This window comes from Ktedonosporobacter rubrisoli, assembly GCF_004208415.1.
GTDB lineage: Bacteria > Chloroflexota > Ktedonobacteria > Ktedonobacterales > Ktedonobacteraceae > Ktedonosporobacter > Ktedonosporobacter rubrisoli.
Window position 1 is genome coordinate 1818246 of the sequence record NZ_CP035758.1, and the last position, 12909, is coordinate 1831154.

The following is a 12909-nucleotide window of genomic DNA, read 5'->3' on the forward strand; positions in this document are numbered from 1 at the left end:
GCGAATTCGTTCGCTCGTCACCAAAGAGGAGAACACAAACGATGAGTCATACAGCGAACAAAGATGCGTTAGCACAGGGCACGCACCATCTCATCATTGATGGTATAGAACAGTACTATCATGTCATGGGAGAGGGGCCAGTCTGTATCGTCCATTCAGGCGGTCCCGGCGTCAGGTGGGATTACCTGCGCATGCCCCTGATTGAAGCCTTTCTGAAGCTGATTTACCTCGAACCTATTGGAACCGGCGCTTCTGGACGCCTTGCTGATCCGCGTGGCTATACGCTGGCAAGGTATACGCGCCACGTAGACGCATTGATTGATCATCTGGCGGTGGGGACCGTGTATTTCCTGGGGCATTCGCACGGCGGATTTGTTGGCCTGCGGTACGCGCTTGATCATTTGCAGCGGCTCTCCGGGTTGATTCTGTACGACACGTCCCCTACGACGGGGCCGGAGTTTGGGCAGAGCATCGAGGAGGCGTTGCAGCGCTTCGCGGCGCGTCACTCCATTCGTCCAGAGGTGCCGAAGCTCCTGGCCGCCGTGCGGCGCGTCTTTGCGGCCGAGGCGCAAGCGGCTGCGACCGACGAGGATGCCACTCGCGAACTGCAACAGATATTCCCCGTCTATTTCGCTGACTATTGGGGCCGTGAGCGCGAGTTTGCTCCGCTGCGTGAGTCAGTGTGGGCATGGAGCGACCCACTTCGCGGACAGGAGCCAGAGCCTTATGATGTGCGTGGCGAGTTGGGTCGCATTGCTGCGCGGACGCTGGTTCTCGCGGGGCAGGAGGATGCTATCTGCGTGCCCTCCTGGGCACAAGTGCTGCATGCAGGTCTACCTGTTTCCCAGTTGGTCGTACTGCCGCATAGCGGGCACTTCGGCCATCTGGAAGAGCCACATGCATTCGCTAGCGCCGTGCGGAACTTCGTTAGCTAAGCCGCACAATAAACATGTAATAGAGCTAAACAGGAGTAAAATAAATAGATGGACGAAATGATATTATTGCACAGGATTGAAGCAACATTTATGATGCAGGGCTACTATCCTTATGTTGAGGGGCTGGTCTGGCCCATAAATGTGCCTGGCGTGACGGCACGGAGCTCTCCCACACAAAACACCTTGCTCAACCTGGTCGGCCTGGCAACCTTTACTAAGGCCAATGTGGATAAGGGCATTGCGCAGGTGCTGGCAAGATACCGGCAGGAGGGAAGGTTCTTTTGTTGGCTTGTGGGACCAACGAGCCAACCGAGCAATCTCGGTGAGCGTCTTACCGCTGCCGGACTGAACTATCAGGGAAGCATCAAAGGCCTGGTTTTGCGCAACATCGATCAGGCGATCAAGAGCAATCAAGAAGTCAGCGTCAAGGAGGTTCCCTTCGTCGCGTGGAATGCGCACCTTTCCATGATAGCCGAGGCTTTCGGTCTTGACAGAGACGCTATGAGCATAATTAATCGCTGTTATGAAGTGATAGAGCAACCAGTTGCTTTCTATCTTGCCTATGTGCCAGACCAGGAAGAACCGGTTGCCACAGCGGTCTCCGTGTTTGATGACCATGGGATTGTGGTCTTGCTCGGGGCTGCAACCCTTGAAGCCTATCGAGGCAGAGGGATTTACACAACGATGGTAGCGAAACGTCTGGAGGATGCACGCGCCAGGGGAGCCACAACCGCTATTGTGCAGTCTGATCCAGAGACCTCGGCACCCATTTTGCACACCCTGGGATTTGAGCAGGTCTGCTCTCTTGATAAGTATGTTCCTGGCGATAGGTCATAGGACGTCTCGCAACAAAGTCTTCTGACCACTGTTTGTCGAGATCAGGCGCACTACTTCGCCTGCGATGCATGGCGCTACAAAATCGCGCAAGCTTCATCAAGTGAGTCGGCGCCTGAGACATCGCCGGAGGCCAACGTCTGTTAGCTGTGGTGAGCAGCAAGGTAGCTCCAGCGCGTGATATGCGTGCTCAGCAGCTGCGCCAAGGCATCGGAGGTGGGTCGTGACCAGTCCATTTGGAGCTCGGCTGCGACCGCCACCCATGACATCAAGATCACGCCAGCCTGTGTCAGCCGCAGCAGGGCAGCCGTCTCAGCTTGCGCACTCCACGTGGCACTCGCATCAGTGACGACATAGACCTCGTAGCCTGCTTCTTTAGCAGAAAGCGCGGTCATGGCAATGCCAGCATCGGTGGCAATGCCAGACAACAGCAGCTTTTTTCTTCCAGTTTGCCTGATGGCATCAGTGATCCGTGGATCTTCCCACGCACCAATAGTCGTGCGGTCGATGGGAGGGAGGTCAGGAAATGCCTCACGTAACTCTGGAATCAGTGGTCCAGGCCCTTGGGGATTGGTAGCGGCACTTGTGGTGAGTACGACCGGAAGGTGAAAAATATGGGCGACACGAGCTAGCGCTGCGATATTCTGTTGCAGCGCCTGCGTTTCTATACTGCCCGTAGCCAGCATCAAACCTGTTTGATCATCAAAAAAAATCATAACAGCATTCTCAGGCGTCAATGGATTGTTCATTCACATGTTTCCTTCCAGGATAGAGCAAAACCGTGTTAGCTTGGTCAGGTAAGTCAAAGCGGAGGAGCGTGCCCGCATTTCCTGGTGACACGCTCAATATGAGGAGAAGGTTTCAGCACGTTGTTAGACAGTATATAACCATCTTTTCTTGCGTGGAAATTCCTCCAATACGATAAGCGCTCATCGCCCTTAGTGTAAATCTCACTATTCCTGCTAGCAGATTCTCCGCAGTCGTTTTCTTGAAAAGCGATCATGAGGGCGAAAGCCCAGCTACGTTGGCAGGATAAGATAAGCTAGTCGTGCAAAGCGTGCTCGGCCTGGTTGATGCATGTGCGCTCAGCATCAGTCAAGCGCCAGCCAAGCGCGCCAGCGTTCTCGCGAGCCTGCCGGATGTTCTTCGCGCCTGGAATGGGGATCACCAGCGTCTCTGCGCTCATGAGCCAATTGAGCGCTACCTGGGCGATAATTTTTCCATGGAACTGGGCAATCTCCTCCAGGACCACAAACAATGGCTCCAGTTGCTTTTGTTTCAACGGAAGTGGCGTCGAAAAAACGCGCCGCAGGAGTGGTCTGCTCTCTCCTCTTTCTTTTAAGAAATCCAATTGTTCCAGGTAGAAAAGGAGGCGATAGGCGCCCGGTATTGGCACTGTACCAGCGCGGTACTTGCCCGTCAGAATACCTTCGGCCAGTGGGGCATAGGCAATCAGCGTCATCTGTAACTTACGGCAAGCATCCAGCACTCCATTGGTCTCGGGATAGCGCCTTAGCACGTTGTAGCCAACCATCGTAGATGCCAACGAAATGCCGTGAGAGGCCAGGCGTGCCTGCGCCTGTCGCATGAGGGATGTGCGAAAATTGCACAGACCGACCGCGCGCACCTTGCCCATCTTGACGGCTTCGGCCAGAGCATCCATGTAACTGTCAAGCAGACTCTCAGCGGGAGGGAGATGGAGTTGATAGAGATCGATGCACTCGACGCCGAGTCGCAGGAGGCTACTATCCAGCGCTTTGAGCAATCTGGCGCGTGGAGATGCGCGGGTAAACGATGGCGTAAAAAGGCTGGGAGGTGCGAATTTGCTCGAAATCGTGATTGGACGGCCATCGCGGCGCCGAAACTCTCCAAGCAAGCGCTCCGATTCGCCATCCCCATACATAGGAGCCGTATCAAAAAACGTGAGGCCGGCATCAAGGCAGGCGCGATACGTTTGGCGCAGATCCTCGCGGGCAGTGCTTCCATAGCTGCTTTGCTTCGTCCCCCAACTCGCTAGGCCGATACCCAAAGGCGGGACTGCCACTTGTGAGGTGCCCAATTGGCGCTGTTCGGTTGTCATCATCGTTCCCCTTTTCATGGATTGCCAGAGCACATGCTAGAAGAGCCCTTATCCTCAATGATCTCAAACGGAAATTCGGCTCCGTTCTACCACGTGTCAAGTATCTTTACATAAGCAGTAGCTTTGACTATACTGTGGGCAAACAAGTGAGGCAAGAAACAATATAACGGGCTGTGTCGAGTATCCGACACAACAGGCCCTCTGTCGAGAAACTGGGCAATGTTAGATAAGGAAAGAGCTTCGATGAGCCACACACAAGAGCCGGTCGATTTACGCGTACGGCGCACTCACAAACTGCTATGGGAGGCCCTGCTAGCATTAATGGGCGAGCGGGAGTTTGAAACGCTCACTGTGAAGGATATTTGTGAGCGGGCGATGGTCCATCGAACTACCTTCTACAACCATTATGAGGATAAGTACGATCTGCTCAGGTGTGGTATGCAGGAGACGTATGAAATGCTTATGGCGCAGAGCAATAGAGCTAATGAGGGCGCTTCCACCTACCAGGTGTTTTTTGTCCATGTCGCGAGCCATAAACATCTCTATCGGATTATGCTCTGTGGCCAGGGCGGGAACGACTTTCAAGGCTGGCTGCGGGATCGTTTCATGGAAAGCCTTGAGGCGAAAATGCAGCAGGCTGAACAGGCGGGAAAACAATGGGGAGCGCCTTTACCCCTGCTGGCTCATTTCTATGCAGGAGCGATCGTAAGCATGCTCGCCTGGTGGATCGTCAACGATTTGCCTGCTTCGGTCGAACAGATGGCTCACTATCTCCAAGGCCTCATGGTCGAGCCGTCTTCACTGCAGGGCGAGGCAAGATAAGCGCTCTTCTTGCGCAAAGCGTTCATATGTTTCCCTCATTGAATGAATTGAGGCGGAACGTGCTCAGCTAGCCAGACGCTATCGTTGCCAAGATAGAACTTGATCCCTTGCTGATGGGCCTGCAAGGCAGCTATTTGCAAAATGGCAGGCTGTGAAGTTCGGCGAAGCGCCACCTGCCTTGCGGTTTCCTTGTCGGAGGAGAGATGCGTATACTGCCGGCCCATAGGTTTCAGGCCTTCACGACATATGGTATTGGCAGCACTGCGAGTTGTGCCGTGCCACAGGATCTCAGGGGGAATTGCAGGCTCCTTTGTGACCTTTTGCGGAGTTGAGTGCCCATAGTAAGCGCGTATCAGGCCGTCACGTATCTCATAACGCTTCTTTTCAGATTGTGAAATTACTGCTGCGAAGTCGCCTTCTTGCACATCTCGCCAGGCACGACGCCTCTGTAAAGCAGCGGCTAAATCCTGAACAGAGACCCAGCCTTCTGCATCAAGCGTCAAGCTAAACTGTTCAGGAGCGTGGCGCAAGGCGTAGGCCATTGTGCGGCTTAACTGATTAAGGCGGTGTTCTTCCATAACTTACCTCTTCTCTCGCGTTTATATTTCCCCAAGTATAGAGCAAGGATAATGTTATGTACAGGTAAGATCGGCCGCCAGAAACATTCCGTCAAGCAGAATCGATATGCTGCGAACTATTGGCGCGTTTCCGCGCGTATTGCCGGCGCATCTTGGCCCGGCTCCCGCAGCCTTCCATGCTGCACCATTGGCGGCTGCCGTTCTTACTGGTATCAAGAAAGAGCCAGCCGCAATCCCCAACTCCCGGGCATTCTTTGACTTTCTTCACCTCTTCAGAGGTCAAGAGTTCTATGGCTGAATGCACCACAGGCCACAACATCTGAGCGAGAGCAGGCGCGCGCTCTGTCCAGTCCCATTGCAAGCCATGAGTTGCAGGAATGAGCTGGGCGTGCGTCGTGGCCCTAACGAACATAGCTTTCAAGTTATCCAGATCGCTCTTCTCTGGAAACGCGTTGCGAGCGAGGGTGGAGAAGATGCGATAGAGGGTCTCCCGTAGGGTAATGGCTTGCTCAAACGTCGTGGCGGCCTCAACGGGGCGCTGGGCCGCATTTTCCTGCAACTGCTCTGCTTCGTCTTTAGCGAGCAGACCCACATGCAGGCTCCATTGCAGCAGATCGGAGTAGTCTCTGAGATAATCGCACGGATGATTGCCTAGACGTGGGTCCATTGTATTAGCGAAGTCCAGGCACAGCCGTCCACCTAATAGTCGAAGCGTCTCGATTTCAGCCTTGCTTGTATTCATTTGCCCACCTCGTCCTATTCTTACCAATAAAAATGACTTGACAGGTAAGGTAATCGCTGCTACCATCTTACCCATAAAGTGATGATAGCAGGTAAGAAAAAAGGATGTCAAGGGAGAACAACGATGCCGAAAGAGAGCGCAAATACTCAACAGTATACTCGTCCTTCCACACGTTTCGGCGCACTGTGGCACTATCCTGATTTTCTCAAGTTATGGACTGGAGAGACGGTTTCGCTGATTGGATCACAGGTAACCACCCTGGCCTTGCCCTTAACGGCTGTCATCCTGCTCAAGGCTACCCCTGTGCAGATGGGACTCCTCAACGCGGTTGGCTTTGCTCCGTTTCTGTTTTTGACCTTGTTCGCAGGTGTCTGGATTGATCATCACAGGCGCCGTCCCATCCTCGTTGCAACAAATATTGGGCGTGGAGTCCTGTTGGGACTGATACCGCTGTTCGCCTTGCTGGGCATGTTACGCATCGAGTACCTGTATATCATTGCAGCCTTGGCCGGGTGTTTAACCATGCTGTTCTATCTGGCCTTTCAGGCGTTTTTGCCGACCTTGCTGCCGCGCGAGCAACTGGTTGAAGGTAACAGTAAGCTCAGTGTAAGCCAGTCCGTGGCGGAGATTGGGGGTCCTGGTCTGGCTGGTATTCTAGTGCAGTGGATTTCGGCTCCCCTCGCCGTTGTAGTTGATGCCCTCTCCTTTTTCGTGGCCGCTGGAAGCCTCCTACTTGTGCGCACGCCTGAACCCAGACCAGCAGCTTCAATTGACCTGCGCAGCCTCTTGCCGGAAATTAGTGAAGGCTTTCGCGTCACGTTCCTCAATCGCTACCTACGCGCTTTCGCTGGCGAAGCAGCCAGCTACAATCTGTTCTGGCAAGTGATCCTGACCGTGTTCATGCTGTATGCCGTGCGTGAACTGCATTATAGTTCAGGGATTATCGGCTTGCTCTTTGCTGTTGGTAGCGTTGGGGCATTGTGTGGTGCCGCCCTCACAAGTCCTGTAGCTCGTCGCATCGGTGTTGGTTTCACGATCCTTGGGGCCGCTGCTTTGAGTGATGCGACGCTTCTCGTTCTCCCAGGCATTACCAGCTCGACGCCGGGAGCATTGGGCTTCCTATTAGGGGCATTTTTCTTGCAAGGCATTGGGATCACGGGCTGCAATGTCCACGTGGATAGTATTCGCCAGACGCTCATCCCAGATCGATTACGGGGGCGTGCCAATGCTAGCTATCGTTTGCTAGTCTCTGGCGCCCTTCCCGTGGGAGCACTGCTGGGCGGCTTTCTGGGTGCGTGGATTGGCTTGCGCCTGACTCTCCTGGTGGGTGCGCTGGGCTTGCTGTCAACCTGGCTATGGATTGTGTTCTCGCCGGTACCAAAACTACGTAGTCCATCCACTCTAGTTGATGAGCTAGCAACATCGGCTTTGGAGAAGCCAGGCGAGACGAACGTGGGCATGCTGGACTAGCAGCAGTGCGGGCTTGCTTCAGGTCCGGCGTTTATATGCCCGATTGGCCCAACAAAGATACTCCTCTTGCTTGTTCAAGCCTTGCTGGAGCACTAGCTCAATTGGCTGAAGTTCGGGACTCGGCCGAATAGCGAAACGCGTTTCGCTTCTTTTTAGGACTGGAAGCGCTTTGCTTTCATCTCCGAAATGGAGCATCAGCCTGTTGTCTTTTCTTACTATCCTGATATCATCATTTTCTGTCGCGTTTATGTCAGGAGAAGCATAGCAACCAATGAGCGTGTTTCCTTCTGATGGGGTTGGGAAGGAATCCGGCAAAGGTGTAGAGGAATGGGAAGGAGGAGAGAGGACGAGCTCAAGCGCTTTCTCCTGTGTTTTCTTCAAGAGCACGTTGGCCTGATTGACGAGTTGGATGATGGCAAAACGTTGCTCTGGGAACATCTGGAGAAAACTGCAAAATCCTCTTCTTCCGCCACTATGTTCCAGGGTGCGCATTCCAGCATATTCTCCCAGGTAGAGGCCATATCCGTAAGAGCGGCCTTCGGGAGCGTCTGGCGGCTGCGCATGCGCTTGAGCAAGCGTAGAGATCACTTCAGGGCCGAGCACTTGCTCTCCTTCAAACTGACCGCCATTCATAAAAGCCATGGAAAAACGGGCCAGCTCGATCACGTTGGAAAACAGAAAACCAGCGGGCCAGCGTGTGGCATTATCGTCATATGGGCGAACCAGATTCCAACTCCCAGATGCCGTAGCTCGGTGGCCTTGCGAGAAAGGATAGGTCATTGCTTGAGTTAAGGAAAAGGTGCTACGTCTCATCTGTAGAGGATTGAGGATGCGCTCTGTAACCACCTGGGCATACGATTTCTTGCCGATGGCTTCAATGACAACCCCCGCAATAGCATAACCAAGCCCCGAATAGGAAAAGATAGTACCCGGTTCGGCACAAAAATGGCGCTGGTCATAGTGGCGAACGGCTTTTCCCAATGCACCTTCATCATGTGGGCCGTAATCGCTATCATCGTCTTTTAATCCGGCTGTATGGCTCAGCAATTGATGGACCGTCAACGATTTGAGGAGTTGAGGAAGGTCAGGAACATACTCGCCAATGGGGGTATGCACGTTGAGGCGCTGTTCGTGCATGAGGCTGAGCAAGGTGTAGGCAGTGATTACTTTTGTTACCGAGCCGATACGGAAAAGCATGTCTGCAGAGACGGGAGCCTTCGTTTCGCTATTGGCGATGCCAAAGACTTTGGCCAGAAGTACCTCGTCTTCGTAGACAACCGCGACTGCCGCTCCTGGGGCTTGCACCGCTTGAAGCTCAGCCTGTGCGACTTGTTCAAGCGCATTGACTTTCTCTCTCGCATCCATGATCTTCCAGCGATCCTTTCATATCACCTGGCCTTTAGACTCAGAACCTCAAAGCTGAGCCATATTTACAAAGAGAGATAAAGCAAGTACATGAGAACTCCTTGCCTGAATTGTACTTGCTTCACGGGATCTTGTGAGCACTGCGGGCTCTGAAAAGCTAGCGGCTGACTATCTGCTCAATCAGCAATTCATTTCCCTGCTTATCATAATAAGCAAGCGTCATGTTATGCGTATCCACAGTCCATTTTTCTACGCCGCTCTCTGCCAGCCCTCGGGACATCTCCAGATAGCTTGTTTTTCTCTGGCCATGAAGGTCAAGATGGGCAAGAACTTTTTCTCTGTCGCTGGTGTCGCTGATAGCGAGTGTTTCGTGGACGGCAGGAGAGGCAAGCTTTTGCCCACCCTTGCCAAAATATTCAGAATGTCCATCTGTGAGGTAGGAATCGTATTTTTCGATGCCTAGCGCATGGAGCGCTCGCACATACTGAGGGAAACCCTCCATAGTGCCGAGACGATCATGGATAGCGTTGATTTGCTCAAGTGTAAACATAGCGTAATTATACCAGGATCGGGTGATTGGAAGCTACGGACCGAGCTTCTTCTATGCCTGGAGAAGAGTTCTTGTTATTCTGACCAGGTACTCCATCGCCACTTTGAAGCTGTATGTGGAAAAGCCTGCCGAGTTGGAAGAAGCCAGTGTCCTGGATCGCTTTGCACTGTAAAACGGATGGCCCCTGTAGCCTATGACTGATATCATCAACCACAGCTCCTCCCATTGACCCTTATTCCCCTGCTCCTTCTAACATAAGATGATAGCCATTAGGAGTCTGAGCGTGAAGGACCCGATACTTCCAGTCCTCTCGTGGGGTGACCCATTCCTCACGAAATGAGACGCCAGCTGAAGCCAATCGTTGCTTGGCCATCTCGATATCTGCTATACCAAACTGCCAGATCAGCACACGATCGGGGAGCTCTGAAGCAAAATGCTGCTTTCGTTCAATTCCAAATTCGATGGAGCCATGAGCAAGCGCGATGAAGTCTGGAAACTCAGGCCCCTGGTAACTGACAGTGAAGCCAAGACTGACATAGAAGTTTCGCTCGGCTTCAAGGTCGTCCACGAAGAGGATTAGGAATAAGCCGGTTAAATAAGGGAGCGCCCGTTTCGGACTTTCGGGTTTCCTTTACCTGATGAGGAAGAGCTTCGTTGCTTTCCATTGGCGTAATCGTTCCTCGTTTCTTTGTTTTCTGCATGATTAGCTCACGAGTTGACCATGCAGAGTGAGCATAGCATAGAAGTGTGAGGAAAAACTTCTCAAGTCTTGCTCTCTTGAGAGTTATCATCCCTGGAGAAATCAGGCCCATCCTGGTTGTAAATGCTACTTGCTTGCTCATAGTATTTACGTGGAAGTGGACGGATTTTGCCTGCAAAAGTGCAAAATTGCCTTCAATCTTGAACAAGAAGGCTAGTGACAGGCTAAGAATGCGCTCTAAATGCAGATGGTCGCACACCGTTCTTGTAAATTCAGCGCTCATTATTCGGGGCAAGTCTGAGGTTGAATACTCAGACACATTTCCAGAACCGATCAGTTTCAAGCCAAATGTATGATTTGACATGGCTTCTGTCCTTCTCATTGGTCCCTCTCCTGTCCTATGGCCCGCCTGAGAAACAGGCTAAGAGCAGGTGATGAGCAGAGTAAATGGTAAGCTTTTGACACAGAACGGTCTTTGTCGCCCTATTTCGGAACCAGAAAACATCCTTTGGTCTAGCATTGATAGGAAGAGCAAATGCCTGAAAACTTCCTGATTCACAAGCAGAAAAAGAAAAGTCTTGTAAAATGACTCCTCTTTGGCAAGAAAGCGAGAACAATGACCACCATGGCAAAAACCGTTGAAAACAGTCGCATTGTGCGTCTTCACATTACCTGCGTGACGCCACCACTTGTCCCACCAGACACGACAGGAGTCAATTTTGGTGTGCAGGATCGTCATGAGGTGATCTTCCCAGGCCAACTCCAACCTGATGGATCGTTGCAGTTCGAGATTGATGTTGCTGTCATTCAGCAGCCTGGGACTTCTCAGGCACGCTGGCGAGGTTCCTATGTGCATGGAAAGCCTTCAGCTCCTTTTGTCTATTTGAGCTTGAGACGTGATTCCGTTCACTTGACGGCCTGGATAAGAAGACTGAAAGTTCCACTCCCTCGCCTGTCATGGGATCAAGTTGAAGCGACACAAGGAACCCCTTGCTTTGCGGCCTCAATTTCTGGAAGTGGCAGTGGAACGGTTCCCTTGCTGGGCGAGGGGTGGACGCCGCAAGAGCAACCTTCGGCAGAGCAATAAGAAGCCGCTTCCTCTCAAGCCATTCTGTGATTTGCCAGGGTTTGTGTCCTTAACAGTCTTGAGAGAATCCATGTCAAATCACAGAATGTTCAGATATGAGCTCTGATGGCTCTTGTTTCTCACGCTCAGCTCAGGATACCTTCCAGTGCTCTTGAGGAGCCTCTCACCGAGAGGGTGTAAGAGCCGAATAGGGGTTGTAGTTTCGTCAGAAGCATGTTATGATTTACAGGCAACTTTGTCATGACCTAGTTCTCATCGACAATACAAACTATGCAGGCGGCAACGATATCCAGGAGACTCTCTGGTAGCAAGCACACACATGAGGAGGTGACTCTATGCCTGATCAGTCAGAACCGACGAAGGAAGCAACTATCTCATTAGTTGAGTTATATCTTATTGCGGGGTACCTGGAAGAGTACAATGTGGATCATGGCGATGATCGGGCTCGAATGCTCATGACGAGATTAATGAATGTCTGGACATATTGGATAGAGCAGAACAAACCTGAGGATTTCAACCTCAAAATTGGTTATTTCGATGAAGGTTGAGCACTTTTTCGGGGTCATGTACACTTTCGGTAGAGGTTGCTTGCTTCCATTAGGCCGAGCTTGTAAGAGAGCAAACCACTGCTTGTCCTGAACTGGGCAAACTCTGGATACAGCGAGTAAACCAGCCATGCCGTGCCAAGGTTTGGGTTTGACAGGTCGGACAATGGTCGCTTTCACGCATCGAAACCAGCGTAATAGTGATGTGCTGACGCTCTCGCTGGATGGATTGGATCTCAAGGTGAGGAAAATGTGGAAGAAGACCTGCCCAGGCCATAGAAAAAATTCCTCAATTCGTTTCCAATTTGAGAGGTGCTGAGAGCCAACGTAAAAGCAAGTAGCGATGGCAGGGAGGCTGCTGCTCCCAGCACAGGAGCGTCACCTTGCTATGCAATCGCTCCAGTTGCCACAGATACGAAAGGGGCGAACCGTCATGCAACTGCTCAACCACAACACGTTCATCAGAGGAAGCTGAGAGCTTCACATAAGACTTCACGACACAGGACTGTTGCTCCCTCAACTCTGTTTCGTAGCGACCCTCAAACTCCTCGAAGGAAAGAAGCCCCTGGCGAAGTGCCGTCAGGGTTTCAAGAGAGGGGCCAGCATCCTTGATCCACATATGGATGAGTGATCTTGGAATTCCTCTCGGCCATCCTCGCATCACCAGAACCAATAATCCATAGCGAGCTTTGCGCTCTTCAATAGGAACTTGCTTGACCTGATAGACACTGGCTTCTAGAAACATACAAACACCTGCTCAATTCTCCGTGTACTCACTTCACACCAGGAGAGGATAACAAATGAATAGAGACATCCTTATGTCACAATTCCCCATAGTGGTGAGCAATTTCTACCGCAGCCTGCTGGACAGGCAAACGCAAGCTTTCAGGCGCCAGGGCTCAGCAGGATGCGTATCAGCCAATCATCCTCCTCTAGTAGCAAATGCAGACTGAGCGATCCTGCACAGCCTCCTCCTATGCTGGATGCGCTGCCCTGGATATGAGTTGTGTACCAGTCGCAGCAAAATTCTGGCAGGTAGCCACGATGAAGCAATATAGCTCACAGCATAAATTCTTGTAGCTAGAAAAAATAAAGTATCCTGAAAGTATTTACATCCTTTAAAGTTTGTGGTAAATTTATTGCATAAAGTAATTGTTATATCTGATATTAGTGAAAATAGTAAAAAATCTGACGATGTGAA

General features: G+C 51.9%; 16 protein-coding genes. 6 read left to right on the top strand and 10 right to left on the bottom strand.

What is annotated here, in order from left to right:
- The first annotated feature begins 41 nt into the window (after window positions 1–41).
- Entirely contained in the window at window positions 42–935 is an 894-nt protein-coding gene (locus tag EPA93_RS08350) for an alpha/beta fold hydrolase (protein ID WP_129886610.1), read from the top strand.
- A 48-nt stretch (window positions 936–983) separates the two neighbouring features.
- A complete protein-coding gene (locus EPA93_RS08355; RefSeq protein WP_129886611.1) occupies window positions 984–1772 on the top strand; it encodes a GNAT family N-acetyltransferase in 789 nt (262 codons plus the stop codon).
- A 140-nt stretch (window positions 1773–1912) separates the two neighbouring features.
- Here the strand turns inward: EPA93_RS08355 and EPA93_RS08360 are convergent, their stop codons facing one another.
- Together EPA93_RS08360 and EPA93_RS08365 are read right to left on the bottom strand one after the other, a co-directional pair.
- Window positions 1913–2518, bottom strand: a complete 606-nt coding sequence (locus tag EPA93_RS08360; protein ID WP_129886612.1) for an isochorismatase family protein — start codon at window positions 2516–2518, stop codon at window positions 1913–1915.
- 293 nt (window positions 2519–2811) lie between these two features.
- Window positions 2812–3852, bottom strand: a complete 1041-nt coding sequence (locus EPA93_RS08365; RefSeq protein ID WP_129886613.1) for an aldo/keto reductase — start codon at window positions 3850–3852, stop codon at window positions 2812–2814.
- A 240-nt stretch (window positions 3853–4092) separates the two neighbouring features.
- Between EPA93_RS08365 and EPA93_RS08370 the strand changes: the two genes are divergently transcribed.
- Window positions 4093–4671, top strand: a complete 579-nt coding sequence (locus EPA93_RS08370; RefSeq protein WP_165422962.1) for a TetR/AcrR family transcriptional regulator — start codon at window positions 4093–4095, stop codon at window positions 4669–4671.
- 35 nt (window positions 4672–4706) lie between these two features.
- Here EPA93_RS08370 and EPA93_RS08375 read toward each other — a convergent pair whose 3' ends face one another.
- Entirely contained in the window at window positions 4707–5249 is a 543-nt protein-coding gene (locus EPA93_RS08375; RefSeq protein ID WP_129886615.1) for an RNA 2'-phosphotransferase, read from the bottom strand.
- A gap of 91 nt (window positions 5250–5340) precedes the next feature.
- A complete protein-coding gene (locus EPA93_RS08380; RefSeq protein WP_165422963.1) occupies window positions 5341–5991 on the bottom strand; it encodes a CGNR zinc finger domain-containing protein in 651 nt (216 codons plus the stop codon).
- A gap of 123 nt (window positions 5992–6114) precedes the next feature.
- Between EPA93_RS08380 and EPA93_RS08385 the strand changes: the two genes are divergently transcribed.
- Window positions 6115–7461 (top strand): MFS transporter, encoded by a 1347-nt coding sequence (locus EPA93_RS08385; RefSeq protein ID WP_165422964.1) that lies wholly within the window; start codon window positions 6115–6117, stop codon window positions 7459–7461.
- Between the two features lie 18 nt (window positions 7462–7479).
- On the opposite strand, the gene EPA93_RS08390 is transcribed toward EPA93_RS08385, so the two are convergent.
- The 4 genes from EPA93_RS08390 to EPA93_RS08405 form a co-directional block, all read right to left on the bottom strand.
- Window positions 7480–8826 carry a serine hydrolase domain-containing protein gene (locus EPA93_RS08390; RefSeq protein WP_129886618.1) on the bottom strand — a complete coding sequence of 449 codons (1347 nt, stop codon included), beginning with the start codon at window positions 8824–8826 and terminating at the stop codon, window positions 7480–7482.
- Window positions 8827–8983: 157 nt separating this feature from the next.
- Window positions 8984–9376, bottom strand: coding sequence for a DUF1398 domain-containing protein (locus EPA93_RS08395; RefSeq protein ID WP_129886619.1), 393 nt, complete (start codon window positions 9374–9376; stop codon window positions 8984–8986).
- A gap of 232 nt (window positions 9377–9608) precedes the next feature.
- Window positions 9609–9944, bottom strand: coding sequence for a VOC family protein (locus EPA93_RS08400; protein ID WP_129886620.1), 336 nt, complete (start codon window positions 9942–9944; stop codon window positions 9609–9611).
- Window positions 9931–10458: a hypothetical protein gene (locus EPA93_RS08405; RefSeq protein WP_129886621.1), complete on the bottom strand. Its 528-nt coding sequence runs from the start codon at window positions 10456–10458 to the stop codon at window positions 9931–9933. The genes EPA93_RS08400 and EPA93_RS08405 overlap by 14 nt, the downstream gene beginning before the upstream one ends.
- A 234-nt stretch (window positions 10459–10692) precedes the next feature.
- Here EPA93_RS08405 and EPA93_RS08410 point away from each other — a divergent pair, with 234 nt between their 5' ends.
- Both EPA93_RS08410 and EPA93_RS08415 read left to right on the top strand, forming a co-directional pair.
- A complete protein-coding gene (locus EPA93_RS08410; protein ID WP_129886622.1) occupies window positions 10693–11163 on the top strand; it encodes a DUF5990 family protein in 471 nt (156 codons plus the stop codon).
- Window positions 11164–11498: 335 nt separating this feature from the next.
- Window positions 11499–11711 carry a hypothetical protein gene (locus EPA93_RS08415; protein WP_129886623.1) on the top strand — a complete coding sequence of 71 codons (213 nt, stop codon included), beginning with the start codon at window positions 11499–11501 and terminating at the stop codon, window positions 11709–11711.
- Between the two features lie 49 nt (window positions 11712–11760).
- Here EPA93_RS08415 and EPA93_RS08420 read toward each other — a convergent pair whose 3' ends face one another.
- Together EPA93_RS08420 and EPA93_RS08425 are read right to left on the bottom strand one after the other, a co-directional pair.
- Complete coding sequence (locus EPA93_RS08420) at window positions 11761–11985, bottom strand: hypothetical protein (protein WP_129886624.1); 225 nt, start codon at window positions 11983–11985, stop codon at window positions 11761–11763.
- A 12-nt stretch (window positions 11986–11997) separates the two neighbouring features.
- Complete coding sequence (locus tag EPA93_RS08425) at window positions 11998–12453, bottom strand: DUF488 family protein, N3 subclade (RefSeq protein ID WP_129886625.1); 456 nt, start codon at window positions 12451–12453, stop codon at window positions 11998–12000.
- Window positions 12454–12909 lie beyond the last annotated feature (456 nt).